At 59.5% G+C, this 16,381-nt stretch carries 4 protein-coding genes; 2 read left to right on the forward strand and 2 right to left on the reverse strand.

What is annotated here, in order from left to right:
* Complete coding sequence (locus E4T21_RS18220) at nucleotides 1-2,079, reverse strand: TRAP transporter permease (RefSeq protein ID WP_149286385.1); 2,079 nt, start codon at nucleotides 2,077-2,079, stop codon at nucleotides 1-3.
* Nucleotides 2,080-2,214: 135 nt separating this feature from the next.
* On the reverse strand, nucleotides 2,215-3,237 hold the full coding sequence (locus E4T21_RS18225) for a TAXI family TRAP transporter solute-binding subunit (RefSeq protein ID WP_149286386.1): 1,023 nt from the start codon (nucleotides 3,235-3,237) through the stop codon (nucleotides 2,215-2,217).
* A gap of 942 nt (nucleotides 3,238-4,179) precedes the next feature.
* Between E4T21_RS18225 and E4T21_RS18230 the strand changes: the two genes are divergently transcribed.
* A complete protein-coding gene (locus tag E4T21_RS18230) occupies nucleotides 4,180-5,814 on the forward strand; it encodes a ShlB/FhaC/HecB family hemolysin secretion/activation protein (RefSeq protein ID WP_187775042.1) in 1,635 nt (544 codons plus the stop codon).
* Nucleotides 5,815-5,930: 116 nt separating this feature from the next.
* Nucleotides 5,931-16,373, forward strand: coding sequence for a two-partner secretion domain-containing protein (locus tag E4T21_RS18235; RefSeq protein ID WP_149286388.1), 10,443 nt, complete (start codon nucleotides 5,931-5,933; stop codon nucleotides 16,371-16,373).
* Nucleotides 16,374-16,381 lie beyond the last annotated feature (8 nt).

Consider the following 16,381-nt stretch of genomic DNA (forward strand, 5'->3'; position numbering starts at 1 on the left):
TCACCTCATCTTGCCCTTTCGCGGCATCACTACCTGACGTAATGTCACCGCCCCCAATATTCCTATGCCAATCAGGGTGGAAGTCATATGGGGGGCAATCAGCAGGAATGCGGCTATCGCGAGCACCACTCGCTCAATCGCATACAAAGGGCCGCGCAACCAGTTGGTGATGGCCGCGGACAGGGACAGAATGCCCAGCATCGCGCCACCGGCGGCGAGCAAGAATGCCTGAACCGTGAACTCGGGTGTCACGATCAGCAAGGCAGGCGAGAATACGAAGACAAAAGGTACCAGGGCCTTGCCCATGCTGAGACGGAAGGCGGTATTGCCCGCCTTGAAGGCATTGGCCCCGATAATACTCGATGCAGCATAGGCAGCCAGTGCCACCGGAGGCGTCACATCCGCCAGCACTCCGTAGTAGAACACGAAGAAATGCGCGACCAGCGGTTGTACGCCCAGCAGACCCAATATCGGTGCTGCCACGGCCACCATGATGATGTAATTGGCTGTCGTCGGAATGCCGCAGCCCATCAGAATGCAGACGACGGCTGTCAGCATGAGTGTGAACAGCAAGGTGAGCGTCGGTATTCCCATCACCTCGAAGGGAAGCACGGTGAGCAGATCATGCACGGCTGATGCCCAGCCACTGGCCAGGCCAGTGACCATATAAGCAATCTTGAAACCCACGCCGGTAAGCGTCACTACGCCAATGATGATGCCCACCAGCGCTGCCGCCGCCGTAATCGGCAAGGACTGCCTCGCGCCTTGAATGAACCCTTCCCAGACACCGATGGCCGCCACCTTCAAGCCAGCCATGACGCCATGCGCCTGAACCGACTGGATGACCAGCACACCCATACAGGCCGCGATGCCCCAGAACGCCGCCAGGAAGGGGGTTCGCCCGCGCATCAGCATCACAATCAGCAGAATCAATGGAATGATCGATAGCCAGCCCTTTCGAATCACCTGCCAGGCATTGGGCAATTCTTCCTTGGTCAATCCTCTCAGCCCGAGGCGGCGAGCCTCCAGATGCACTTGCAGCAAGACACCGAAGAAATGCATGAACGCAGGAACGATAGCCGCCAGCAGGATGGTGGTCAGTGGCATGCCGAGATACTCGATCATCAAGAACGCCACTGCACCCATCACTGGGGGAGTAATCTGCCCCCCGGTGGACGACGCTGCCTCTACTGCAGCGGCAAAGTGGCGTGGATAGCCAATCCGGGCCATGGCTGGGATCGTCAAGGCTCCCGTTGTCACCGTATTGGCAATCGAGGACCCGGAAATGGACCCCAGCAAGGCAGATGACACAACGGAGACCTTGGCCGGCCCACCAGCAAAGCGCCCGGTCACGGCTGACGCCACATCGATGAACAGCTGGCCAAGGCCAGTGCGGGTCGCCATGACACCGAACAGCACAAAGTGGAAGACATAGGTCGCGATGACGCCCAGTGCCGTGCCATAGATGCCCTGAGACGTCAGGTATAGATGATTGACAAGGTCCGGCCAGTCCGCCCCTGGATGCACGAAAATGCCCGGAAACGACCGCCCGAAATAGGCATAGCACATGAACAGGATGGCAATGACGGGCAATGGCCAGCCCATGGAACGGCGTACCGCTTCCAGCAGCACCAGAATGAGGATGCTGCCCATCACGATGTCGATGGGTAAAGGATTGCCAACCCGGAAGGCCAGCTGGTCATAGATCCATGGCACATACAATGACGTGACGGCCGCCGCAATAGCCAACACCCAATCCAGCAGGGGCAGGCCCATGGGCGCCCACCAGCCTGGTCGCGTCTCGCGTCGGCTGAAAGCGGAAAAGCAGAAAAAGACCAGTGCCAAGGTCACCGCCATATGCAGTCCACGGTGAAAAGTTGTCCGTGGAATGCCGAAACCAGCGGTATAGAAGTGGTAACACGCCAGCAGGAACAACACACTGCTGGTAAAGATAGTGAGTGCCCTGCCAAGCTTGCGAAAGCGCTGCTCTGGATCGAACCGGGCTTCCAGCTCCTGTGGCTGCACTTGCTTCAATCCACTGACATCCGCCTTCTTGTCGTTATCATCTGGCGCCTGCATCTTGTGCCTCGTCAGTTGCTGAGGCAAGGCGCCGGACGGCGCCTTGCCTTGCTGCTCGTCTCGAATACGTGACTTAAAGGAAGCACTGCATCAATCAGCCCTTCCCATGCACGACATTCCAGTGAGCAATGCCTGTCACTGCAGGACACCAGCCTCCTTGTAGAATTTCTCGGCACCTGGATGGAAGGGAATACCGACGCCAGAGGTGGCTGAGTCCAACTGGATCAGTTTGCCCTTGGCATGTCCCGCATCGAGCAGTGCACGAGTATTGTCGTTCCATAGCGCCTGGGTAATGTTGTAGACCAGTTCCTCAGGCAGGTCTGCACTGGTCACCCACTGCGCACCCACGGAAAGGGTTGCCACATCAGCATCCTGGCCTTCATAGGTACCTGCAGGCACGTTATCTGCCGTAAAGAAGCTGTATTGCTCCAGGATGCCATCGGCACCTTCCCCGCTTATCGGGATCAGCCTCACATCATGCTGGCTGGCCAGCTCCGCAATGGCACCGGCAGGATAACCGCCAACAAAAAAGAAGGCGTCCATGGCACCATCGCGCATCCGATCTGCCGCCTGATCAGGCTTGAGAAATTCAGCATCAATGTCCTTTTCGCCGAGTCCGAAACCCTCCAGCACAATCCGTGCATCTACCAAGGTGCCCGAACCAGGCTCATCCAGTGACACACGCTTGCCCTTCAGGTCTTCCACACTCTCGATTCCTGATTCTGCACTGGCCACCAGATGCAGGCTTTCGGGATATAGATTGGCAATCATGCGCAGTTTGTCCGCCGCCGGCTTGCCCTCCCATATCCCGGTACCGGTCTGCGCCCAGGTCACCACATCGGCCTGGGCAAAGCCGCTTTCCAGAGTGCCACCCATGATGGCGTTGATATTGCCGACCGAACCATTCGAGGCAACTGCCGTGGCCACCAGACCAGGCACGCCACAGGAGCCACCTTCTTCACAACTCCGGGAACCCGGAGGGTTGGAGATAGCATTCGCGATCAGGCCACCTATCGGATAATAGGTACCGGCCGTACCACCGGTACCGATACGGAAAAAGGCCATGTCCTGAGCACTGGCACTGCTTATTGACAGTCCTATTGTCAGAACAAGGCCTAGCAGCATTTTGATGTATTGAAATTTGATGTGTTTAAACATGGTAGGTATGCCCTCTTGTTGTAGTAATACGGCACAATAGCCGTCAGCACTTTCATGCTAGGCCAGCTATCCCCTCCTTGCGCGAGGACAATGACCCACCGAACCAAAAAGCTGACGGCAGGCTACCGATCACTTCACTTTCGAACAGCTTGTGTCCTGGCACACCTCCCCCAGCGCCAGCAGCTACCAGCAACGGTATAAAGCCCTCCTCCTCGGGGTGAGAACTGCGGCCCCGGGAGCCTGTGTCCACTATGCCAGCAGCTGTCACACTCAGGTTCCGGCTGAGCAATGGCACTGCTCAGCGATGCATCAAAGTTGCGGGATGATGGGGCGATCTCATTTCCCGACATGGACTATCGAAACCCGCGCGTGGCAGCAGAGGAATGGGGCCTATATGGCCGGGGCAGCATCAAGAAGGCCAGTACAAGTTTTAGAAGAGCTGAACACCATCGAAGAGGTCACGATGACGCCACTCAATACTGGAGAAGTGAAATTACGCAGGGAGCCAACATCAGAAGATTGATAGTAGAATGCCCTTCTACCGGCTGTCATATGTCATTCCTAGAGCGGATATCAGCACAAAGTAGCAATCTGTCTGGAGCAAGAGAATTTGTACGATATCACGTACAAATAGAGCGCTGAAAACGTACACCTCTGAATCCCCTTCTGCTATCTGAGCACTGGTAAAATACTTCATTCAAGCGTTCGACTGTCTGTCATCTGAGTCAGGCAGGATGGCCGCTATTCTGCGCTCGTCGCGTCGAAAGACGTTAACGATGCCTGTTACCCAGGGACAAGCGGCCAGGAGGGCTCATGACGCCATCACCATCTCGAACGAGGCATCACTCAGCAAGTGCTTCTTGGTGGCGTTTGTCCTGGTTACCAGTCGCTGTATTGATCTGGCCTGCAGTGGGGACAGCGCAGCAGCTTCCTCCTGGTGCAATGCCACCTGAGACTATCAACTCCCTCAACCGCAATTTCCTGCGCGATGACCAGCGCCGTCTGCTGGAAGAGCAGAGTGAAAAGCTGGAGCAACTGGAACGCCTGCCCGGGCGTGATGCTCGCCCCACTCCCTCTGCGTCGGAGCCCTCTACAAAGTGCGTCCAGGTTGATGATATCGCCCTGGAGGGTGTCACTCGTTTCAATGCCGAGCAGCAACAAGCCTGGGTGGCATCTTTCGAGGGACGCTGCCTGAAGGTGGATGACATCAATGCTCTGCTCGGTGACATCACCAACGCCTATGTCGACCGTGGCTTCGTGACCACACGTGCCTATGTGGCCCAGCAGGACCTGACCCAGCGCCAACTGAAGGTGGTGGTGTTCGAAGGCCGTATTGAAGCCCTGGAGAGTGTCGGGGATGTGCCGACCGCACGGGAACTGGCCATGGCGTCGCCGACAGGTGCAGGGGACCTGCTCAACCTGCGCGACCTGGAACAGCTGGTTGACCAGTTGAGTCGTCTGCCATCGCGGCAGTCGACCATGGAACTGGTACCAGGAGAGGACGTTGGCAGTAGCCGTGTCCAGCTTGCCAGCGAAGGCGGCCGCCCGGTGCGCTTTTCGCTGGGGCGCAATAATGACGGCACCGAGGACACCGGCGAGCAGCAATGGGCGCTGGGCTTTGAGTGGGACAGCCCATTGGGGCTGGCCGATCAACTGCGCATGCAGTGGGGCCATGATGTCACGGAGGATTCCGGCATCGGTTCCCGGGATGGCTATATCCATTACAGCGTGCCGTTCGGTTACTGGTATGTCTCCTACAGCTATACCGAAAGCGCTTACAACAGTTTTGGACAAGCCGATGGTCAGGTCTTCGATTACGACGGTTCCAGCCAGCGCCACCAAGTGATGGCTCAGCGCTTGTTGTACCGCGACCAGGTCAGCAAGACCTCAGCCAATATTGCTCTGAGCCGGGTGACAACACGCAACAACATTGATGGTAGTCGCACGGCCATCAGCAGCCAGCGGCTCGCCGATGTGACCCTGGGCCTCAACCATGGTCGCCGCGTGGGCAGTGCCCTGGTCAATGCCGATCTGCAATGGAGCAAGGGGCTGCGTAATTTCGGTGCCCAGCATGACGAAAACACGCCTCCAGGGGATCCGAAAGCCCAGTTCGAGAAGACCATGCTGACGCTGAGTGCCGTACAGCCCTTCTCGCTGTTCGATCAGTCGCTGCGCTTCACCAGCCTGGCCCATGGCCAGTGGAGTGACGACGTGCTGTATAGCCCCTATCGCCTGACGATTGGTGGGCAGGAATCCGTACGCGGCTTCAAGGAACAGTCCTTGAGTGGCGACAGTGGCGCTTACTGGCGCAACCAGGTCAGTTGGCACCTTCCGCTGGAAAAGGCGCGTCCCGTATTCCACAGCATGGAACTGTCACTGGGCTATGACATGGGCGTGATTCATCACAGTGACTATAGCTTCGGCGTGAATGGCCGTATGACCGGCTATGCCGTGGGGTTAGGCCTACAGGGTGAACATCTTGCCGTGGATGTCAGCGCCGCCCATTCACTGGAACGTCCTGAGTTCATTGAGGACGACGAGACCCCGGTGTACTTCAACGTGACGGCCTTTCTGTAACGCCAGGGCCGGTAAAGAAAAAGCAAGAACACAAAGAAAAAGAACAGCAAGGGAGCGCAGGCGTTCATGCCGTGCTTCCTCAGCAAGAAAAACAAGCTTCACGTAGGGACTCCGCCATGCCACTGCCCGCTCGCTTGACCCGCCTGCTGACGTCATCACATCCCCCAACGGAAACCCGCTTCCGTCCGGCGACACGCTATTGGGCCATCCTGCTGATCAATGCGCTGTTCTGGCAGCCGGTCATCGTGCTGGCCGAAGGGATCAAGGTGGCCCCCGGCAGTGGCAACACCCAACTGGACCGGGCAGGCAATGGTGTGCCGGTGATCAATATCGCCACACCCAATGGCAAAGGCGTCTCGCACAACACCTTCAGCGACTACAACGTCGACAAGAACGGGCTCATTCTCAACAACGGCCGGGACAAGTTCGTCGATACCCAGTTGAGCGGCAAGATTCTCGGCAATCCCAACCTGCGCGATCGTGCTGCGCAGTTGATCATCAATGAAGTCAATAGTGGCAACCCCAGTCGCCTACAGGGTTACACCGAAGTCGCCGGGCAGCGGGCCAGTGTGGTGGTGGCCAACCCCTTTGGCATCACCTGTAACGGCTGCGGCTTCATTAATACGCCGCAGGTCACGCTGTCTACCGGCAAACCCGTGTTCAAGGATGGCGATCTTGACCATTTTGCTGTCGACCAGGGCCAGGTGACCATCGAAGGTCTCGGGCTGGATGCCGAAGAGGTCGACCGCTTTGACATCATCACCCGTGCTGCCAAGCTCAATGCCGAGATTCACGCCAACGAGCTGAATATCGTCACCGGGGCCAACGATGTCGATGCCGACAGCCTGGCGACCACACGCCGCGCGGGCACCGGCGAGGTACCGAAACTGGCCATCGACTCGTCGGCCCTGGGTGGCATGTACGCAAACACCATTCATTTGGTGGCTAATGAGTCTGGCGTTGGGGTAAAAGTGGCCGGGAACATGGCCGCCAGTGGCGGGGATCTTCGCATCGATGCCAACAGCCAACTGGTCGTGGCCAATGCCTCCAGTACCGGACAAATCGTTGCCAAGGCACAAAGCATCACGCTGGACGGTGATGTGCATGCCCATCAGGCAGCGAATGTACAGGCACGGGATAATCTTGCGGTAACAGGCACACTGACCAGTGCGGGTGACATCCAGGCCAAGGCCGGGCAACGCCTGACCAATAGCGGCCTGATCGTGGCTGGCATCGAAGACAACACGCGCCACGCCGGGCGTAACCTGAACCTTGAGGCCGGTCAGCTCGACAATCAGAATATCCTTGACGCCACCCAGCAGCTTGGCATCCACGCCAGTCAGGTGACGAACACGGGCGATGTGGTGGCGCAGACCGTCAAGGTCAATACCAGCCAACGCGTGACCAACCACGGCTTGCTGGAGGGAGATAACGTCTCCCTGACCAGCGGCACCATCACCAACCAGGGCCAGGATGCCCGCATTGCCGGCTCTCGTTCACTGAGTCTCGACAGCGACGGGCTAGCCAACAGTGGCACGATCCAGTATGCCAAGGATCAGGACGTCGACCTGGATCTGGCGAGTTTTGATAACAGCGGCGGCACGCTGGTGCTGGATGGCGGCGATCTGACCGGTAACGCCGGTGTCTTCGTCAATCAGGGCGGCACATTGGGCGCGAATGTCATCGACCTGGAGGCGACCAGTGTCGATAACAGCGCCGGTGGGCAGATAGAAGCCCGTGAGCTGACCCTGAATGCCACCGGGACCATTAACAATGCCCAAGGGGTCATGCTGGCAGACAACGCCCTCACCCTTGACGCCGCCAGCGTGGGTAACGCCCAAGGCACCCTGTCCGGGAATACAGTTGATATCACGACCACGCATGACCTGAGCAATCAAAAGGGCCTGATCAGCGCCGAGAACGGACCGCTGACACTCAACGTGGGCGGCCTGTTGAACAACGTCGCCGGCACCGTGCAATCGCCCCAGAGCAACCTGACCATTACCACCGCCTCGCTGGATAACCGCGATGGCGAACTGCTCGCAGAGCATACCCTCACCGCCCATGTCAGCGGCAAGGTCGATAATCGTGCCAATGGTGGCGAAGGCGGTTTCATCAATGCCTCCCATGTTGACCTGACCGCAGGCGAACTGGACAACAGTGACAGCCTCATCAGCGCAGCGCGTGATGTCACGCTGGATGTGGCGGGCAGGCTGACCAATACCCGGGGCCATGCCCAGGCAGGCCAGGTGTTGACACTGGACGCGGGCAGCGTGGGTAACGCCCAAGGCACCCTGTCCGGGAATACGGTGGATATCACGGCCCGCCATGATCTAGGCAACCAGAAGGGCCTGATCAGCGCCGAAAATGGCCGGCTGGCCCTGAATGCCGGTGGCACCGTCAGCAACGTGGCAGGCACCGTGCAGTCCCGCCAGGGCGACCTGCAGCTCACCGCCGATGAGGTGGACAGCCGCGATGGCGAGTTGCTGGCCCAGGGCCTGGTGAAGGTCACGGCTAGCGGCGTGATCGACAACAGCACTCAGCAGCAAGACGCCCCTTCCACGCAAGCCCGTGAGGATGCCCCTTCCGGTGGGGTGATCAGTGGCCAGCAGGTCACGCTGAAGGCCGCGCAGTTGAGCAATGCCGAGGGGCTCGTCGAGGGCGAGCGCGTCGATCTGACCCTGGCCCGGCTCGATAACACATCGGGCACCATCAGTGCCGAACGCGACCTGGCCCTGACCATGGGCGAGTGGGTGCATAACGTCGGTGGCCGACTACAGACGCTCGACGGTGACCTGACCCTGAAAGGCACCGGCACGTCTTCTCAACGCCCCTCCAAACCCATCATCGACAACACCCAGGGGGTCATGGTCGCGCGTTACCTGAACCTGTACCAACTGGATAGCGTGACCAATCGCCAGGGTCAGATCGTCGGTGATCGCGTTCATCTACAAGCGGCTTCCCTCAATAACCAACAAGGCACCATCGCGGCAGGTGGTCAGCAGACTGACGATACACTGACGTTGACCCTTGGCGGCGCGTTGTCGAACACCGGCGGCACCCTGCAAGCGATGCAGGACACCACGCTGATCGCCGGAAGCCTGGGCAATACCGGCGGGGACATCTCCGGGCGCGATGTCCATCTGACCATCCGCGGAGATATCGATAACGCCACCTACAAGAATGCTGGAGGCGTCATCAGCGCCGAGCGCCACCTGACCGCCAATGTCGGCGGGCAATTGACGAACACCCAGGGCATCCTGCAGGCCGTGCAGGGCGACACCACCTTGACCGCCGATTCGCTCGACAATGCCAACGGCAGAATATTGGCGCAGCAGGCACTCGATGTCACCAGTGATGCGGCGTTGATCAATGCCGCCGGTACGCTACTCGCCATGCGCGGCGACATGGACCTGACGGCAAGCTCTCTGGATAACCGAAACGGCCTGCTGGTCGCCGGTCAGGTGGATGACAATGGCCAGTTGACCACCACCCAGAACCTGAGCGTTCAACTGGGCAACGGCACCCTCGATAACCGCCAGCGTGGCCAGATCATTGGCGATGAGGTCACCCTGCGCCTGGCTCGGCTCAACAATGGCGATGAACACACGGCGGCCGATCAGGGCGGCGTGATCGGGGCCGATTCTGCCCTGAACCTCTACCTCAGCGAGTGGTTGCGTAACCGCCAGGGCAGCCTGCAGGTGGTCGATGGCACGCTAGCGTTACATGGTGCCGGCACACAGGTCGACAACACCCAGGGCTTCATCAGGGCCAAGCACCTGGCGCTCGGTGACGCCGACAAGCCGCTGGGTGACATCACCAACGCGGGCGGCACCCTGGCCGCAGATAGCGTCACGCTGAATGCCGCCAACCTCGACAATACCCAACAGGGCCTGATCATTGCCGAGAAAAATGACCTGACGCTTCACCTGAGCGGCGCACTCCACAACCAGGGCGGCAAGCTGCAATCCGATGGCAACGCCAGCCTGACAGCAGACGGGATCGATAACCGCTCAGGCGGCGTCATTCTGGCCGACAACATCACCCTGAACGCTGTGCGCCTGCTCAACCAGCAGGGGGCCATTTTAGGAGAAGGCCAGGACTCGACCCTCACCCTGAGCGGCACCTCAGCCTCTACCCCCGGCACCGATCCCGGCACTGATAGCGCGGTATTGGAAAACGCCGGCGGTACGATCGATATCAAAGGCGGCAACTTGATCATCAATGCCACCGCCGGACACATCGACAACCGCGGCGGTTGGCTGGGGGCCGATGCCCTCGCCCTCCATGCCAAGGGGCTGAACAATGGGCCATCAAGCGATGGCCAGAAGGGACAAGTGGTGGCCACACGTGGCGACCTGCAGCTCCATGTCGATGCCATCGAGAACCAGGGCGGTACCCTGCTCGCTCAAGGTGGCTTCCTCAGCGCAGACTTCACCACCCTGCGTAACCAGGGCGGCATCGTGCAAGGCGATAACGTCAGGCTGACCGGTCAAAGCGTCGAGAACGACAACGGCCAGATCGCCGCATTGAACGGCGATGCCACGCTGACCCTCACACAAAAACTCAGCAACCTGGGCAGCAAGATTCTCGCCCTGGGCAAGCTATTCATCGGCACCTCGCCAGATCGCCCGGAAGGCGAGCCAGGCCAGGCTACCCCGGTCATCGATAACCGCCAGGGCGGCCAGCTGGCCGGTAACACCGTGTTCCTGCGCGCCGGTACGCTGGACAACCGCGATGGTGGCATCATCGAAGCCACAGGAATTGACGCGAAAGAAGCGCTGAATATCACCGCCGATAATCTGAGCAATAGCGCGGGCTATATCAACAGCCTGGGTGGCGACAACAGCCAGATCCTCGTGGCAGGCACCCTGAACAATGCCGGAGGTGCGATCGAACTGGCCAGCCACAATGCTACGCTCGATGCCATTACCTTCAACAACCAGCAAGGCGTGGTGAAGCATGCTGGCAACGGCCTGCTCACGCTGATTGCTGACCGTTTGAACAACACTGACGGCAACGTCACAGGTACCGGCAGCGCCACCGCCACCCTGGACACGCTGGAGGAGGGTTCAGGCCTAGGCACCTGGCAGTTCAACGATGCCCTGACCCTGGCTTTGCAGCAGGCCCTAGTGCTGAAGGAAGGCGATCGCATTGCCACGCCGGGTGCACTGATCCTGAAGGCGACTCGTCTGGACAATGCCGGTGAGCTGCTGGCCAACGGCAACCTGCGGATCGACACCACCGATAAAGAGACGGATCAGCGAGGCGATGTCACCAATACCGGACGGATATCCTCGCTGGGCAACCTCACCCTCATCGCCCATGACCTGACTAACATCGCCACCCCCGGCGATAAGGAAAGCGGCCGCATCGCCAGTGGCGGCACGTCCACCTATCGCCTGAGCGGCAACCTCGATAACCGAGGCCGACTGGTCAGTGTGGGTGATCTCGATATCCTCGCCGCGAATCTTTATAACCGCGGCACCCTGGGCAGCCAGAACGCCCTGACGATCACGGTGACCGACTGCATTCAAAACGGCCAGAAAGACTGCAACGGCCAGAATGCCCTCAACGAAGCGAACAATGCCCTGATGTTCGCCGGGGGCGACATGAACCTGTACGCCAGCCGGTTGATGAACGCCTACAGCGATATCTACGCCATGGGCGACCTGACCTTTGCCAAGAATGCCGATGGCGAGCGGGCTGACAGTCTGGAGAATCGCTCTGGCAACATCGAAGCCGAAGGCAACATGACCCTGCTGGCCGAGAATATCCTCAATACTCGTGATGTGCTGACGGTGGAGGAACAGCCCGGGGATGGCCAGACGATGGAGGTCGAAAAGGCCCTGGTGAGGGGCTATGACATCAAGCATGGCACTCAAAACTGTGACGGCTATGGTGGCTCACCGTGCAAGGTGCCGAATGAAGAGAGGGACAAGTATCACTATACGGTGACGGTTACAGAGCAACGCGAATCGAAAATAACGGATGACTCCGATCAGGGAGTGATTGCGGCAGGTGGTAACCTGTTGATGGAAGGAGAAGACATCACCAACGACAGCAGCTCAATGCTGGCCAATGGCAATGTGACCATCATTGCCGATAAGACTTTCACCAACAAGAGTGCACAGAACACCCGGACAGAGCAGACCACGACCTATGAGTTTGACCTGAGTAAATATTCCTTGGAGTGGGAGAATCAGGCCAGTAATGGTTGGGAGCCGGTTGTGGTGCCTAACGAAAAGGTTGCGGAGTTCGATCGTGAGGTGGCCGACTGGATGGCCAAGGGTGGGGTGGACGAGAACGGCGAGGCTCTGCCCCTGCCGAAGCGCCTGAATGATGGCAATAAGACACCGGACACCCCCCCTGTTGTCACGGTACTGGACGGTGGTGCCCATGCCATTGTTCAGGCAGGCAAGAAGGTCACCATCAAGGCCGGTGAGCGCATTCAAAACGGCGAGATCAACGAAAACACCCTCTCCCAGATCAACGGCCAGTTGGGCGATACCTCCACGGGAGGGCCGGTCAGTGATGTCACCCTGACCCTCAACCGTCGCACGAAGACGGCTGAAGCCATCGAGGCCAATAACACAACCAGCGTGGAACGCAGCAGCGTCGACAAGGATGACCGCCTGGCGGCGGCGGGCCTGGATAGCACCACCGCGCAGGTGGATACGGCCAATGGCGCCGACCCCACGGCCCCGCAAGGCAGCAGCATGCAGGCTGCCGGAGATCTTCAAGCGCCGGACTATCGCGAGGTGGCGTTTGAGCGCGTGTCTCCCACCGAACAGGGCGGCTTCCGCCTGCCGGAAGGCGAGTTTGGCCTGTTCGTGCAAAGCCCCGAGGCCAACAGCCATTACCTGATCGAGACCAACCCGGAATTCACCACGCTGGACGGTATTCTGGGGTCCGACTACCTGCTCGACAAGCTCGGCTACACCGATGACAGCGCCTATCGCCTGCTCGGCGATGGGCGTTATGAGAGCCGCCTGATTCGTGATTCGGTGCTCAATGCCACCGGTTCGCGCTATCTCGAAGCCGGGCTTGACGACGACTATGCCCAGTATCGCTACCTGATGGACAACGCCATTGCCGCACAAGAGGCGCTGAACCTGAGCATCGGCGTGGGCCTGACTCCGGCGCAGACCGCCGCGCTGACCCACGACATCGTGTGGATGGAAGAGCAGGTCATCAATGGCCAGAAAGTGCTCGCCCCGGTGCTGTACCTGGCCAAGCTGGATGAACGCAATGTGCGTGGCGGTAGCATCATCCAGGGCCATGATGTCGAAATGATCACTGGTGGCGATCTGGTCAATGTCGGCACCATTCGCGCTGATAACGACCTGTCCATCGACAGCGGTGGCTCCATCCTTCAGGGCGGCCTAATCGATGCCGGCAACCAGCTCGACCTGCATGCCCGCGACGATATCCGCAATGCGCTGGCTGGGGAAATTCGTGGCGGCGATGTCAGCCTGCGCACCGACCTGGGCGACATCATCAACGATCGCCTGGCCGTGGCGGGGGGTGTCGCTCGCGATTACCGCACCTATCTCGACCAGGGCGGATTGATCAATGCGCGCGACAGCCTGACCCTCGATGCGGGTCGTGATGTGATCAACCGTGCTGATCTGATCAGTGGCGGTGATGCCCGCATCAGCGCGGGACGTGATGTGCGCTTCGAAGCGGTGGCGGACGTGACGCATCGCCAGACCGGTGAAGGCATCAACGCCGTCTACCGCGACACTACCGTCCAGCATGGCAGCCAGTTGATCAGCGGCGGCGATACAAGCGTGGTCGCTGGCAAGGATATTGCCATCACCGCCAGCAGCGTCGAATCGGGTGGCAGCCTGGATATGGCGGCGGGCAACGACATTGTTCTGGATGCGGCACAGAACAGCGATGCTGTCGATGCACGTCGCCACTATTCAGAGCATATCGAGCAGCAAGGCACCACCCTGGCTGCGGGTGCCGATGCCACCCTGCGAGCTGGCAATGACGTGACCGCGATCGCCGCCAAGGTCGATGCCGGAGGCGATATTGCTGTGGCGGCGGGCAACGATATCACCCTGGCGTCTGCCGCGAACAGCAGCGACGAGGCCTCAGCTACGGCCCGGAAAAAACGCGTCGACAGCCACACCCGCCAGCAGGGTACCAAACTGACCGCGGGTGGCGATGCCAGCCTGGAGGCCGGGCATGACGTAGCGATCGTGGCAAGCCAAGTGGCCGCCAACGACAGCGCCTATGTGTATGCCGGCAATGACGTGACCCTGGCCGCAGCCAACGATGAGGACTACACCCTCGACAAGAAACACTCCAGCGGTGGCGGCTTCTTCGGCAGCCAGAAGACCAAACGTGATGAGGTCAGTGAAACGCGGGCGGTGAGCAGCGAGATCACCACTGCCAATGGCGACCTGGTCATTGCCAGCGGTGGCGACCAGACCTACCAGGGCGCACGCCTGGACAGCGGCGACGACCTGATCCTCAACAGTGGCGACGAGATCCACTTCGCCAACGCCAGCGACCTGATCACCGAATCCCACACCAAGGACAAGAGCAGTTTTGCCTGGCAGTCCGCCAAAGGGGAAGGCAGCACGGTGGAAAGCCTGCGCCAGAGCCAACTGGAAGCCAAGGGCGAACGCATCATCCAGGCCGCCCAGGGCATCACCGTGGACCTGCCCCAGAACGGCGAGATCACCCAGCAGAGTGTCAGCCAGACCATCGATGCCCTGGTGCAGGCCGACCCTGAACTGGCTTGGCTCAAGGACATGGAAGCACGTGGTGATGTCGATTGGCGTCAGGTCAAGGCGATGCGTGACAGTTGGGACTATGACCACGCCGGGCTGAGTGGTGCCGCCCAGTTGGTGATTGCCATCGTGGTGACCTACTTCACCGCCGGCGCCGCCAGTGGTGCGGTGGCCGCCGCCGCAAGCTCAGCGGGGGCCTCGACCGCCGCAGGCGCAGCCTGGGCGGCGGGGGCAGCAGGAACAGGGGCAGGCATCGGCTGGGCCAATGCCGCCGCCACCGCCGCCATTACAGGTATAGCCAGTAATGGCGCGGTCAGCACCATCAACAATAAAGGCAACCTGGGCCATGCACTGGATGACACCTTCTCCAGCGATGCCGTGCGTGGCTACGCCGTGGCGGGCATCACCGCCGGGCTGACCAATGGGTTATATGGCGATTGGACCAATACGCAGGTCGGCTTGCCTACCGCCGTAGAGGGCACCCAAGCGGTCAACGCGGCTAGCGGACTCAGTACTTGGCAGGGCGTCGGCCAGTTCACCGCCAACCAGGTCCTGCAGAACAGCACTTCCGCCCTGCTCGACCGAGCACTCGGCGGCGACGCCGACCTGGGTGATGCCCTGCAGAATAGCCTGGCCAATGCCTTTGCGGCGGCAGGCTTCAATGCCATCGGCGACTTCACCCAAGGTAACGCCAACTTCCAGGAAGGCAGCCTGAGCAAAGCTGCCCTGCATGCGGTCATGGGCGGACTGGCGGCCGAAGCCACCGGCGGCGACTTCAAGACCGGCGCCCTGGCCGCCGGTATCAACGAACTGCTGGTCGACAAACTGGCCAATGAATACGCCGGCATGTCGCCCGACAAAAAAGCTGGCCTGCTGGTGATGAACTCCCAGATCATCGGCGTACTGGCTGCCGCTGCGACGGGAGGCGCCAACGACACCGACAACCTGCAAACCGGTGCTCAGGTCGCGGCCAATGCGACGCAGTATAACTACCTGAGACATGACCAGGTGGATGCTTATGCGAAAGAGCTAGAGGGATGCGCTGAACGAGGGGACTGTGCAGACATACGTAAGACATATGTCGACAAAAGTCTACAGCAGCAGCAAGAGCTCGTAGCGCTCTGTGCTGCTGGTGCTGATGCCTGTCAAACCATACGTAGTCAATTGCTGGCCGATGAAGGTGCCTTCTACTCGTCTCTAGAACGGCTCGACCAAGTTGCTGTGGGAGAGGCTTCCCGAGACCCCATTTTTGCTAGGATGCAGTATATCGACGCTGTTGCAGCAGGGGCGGAAGAAGAGGTTGTCCAGGATCTCATGGCCCACGCTGGCCTGGATCGAGAAGAGGCAAGCTATCTGAAGGATGTAGCCGTTGCTACTGTTGCAGCTTCTACATCATTGCTTGGTCGGGGGGGAGCAACTCAAGCGGCTAACGTAGCCACCCAAAGGGACGTTGCTGGATACTTTCAACAGAATCGGAAATTCTGGACGCAGGAACCAATTCAGTTCAGTGGAAACAAGGTCTATCAGAGAAATGATCTGATTGATCCTAATAGAGTTGATTTGAAGTCTGGAAAAACAAACTTAGAGCTTATGCAAGCAGGACGCGCTCCGTTCGGACCTGATGGTAGACCTATCAACTTGCACCACTTAACGCAAAAGCAAGATGGGAGTATTGTGGAAGTGACACAGACACTTCACAGCAGCAACCATGGAACGTTGCACATGCCTAATACTGTTCCGTCTGGCATTAATAGAGCAGAGTTCAATGCTTGGCGCAGGAATTACTGGAAAAACCGAGCAAACGATTTCTAGAGGATAAA

This window comes from Halomonas binhaiensis, from assembly GCF_008329985.2.
Classification (GTDB): domain Bacteria; phylum Pseudomonadota; class Gammaproteobacteria; order Pseudomonadales; family Halomonadaceae; genus Halomonas; species Halomonas binhaiensis.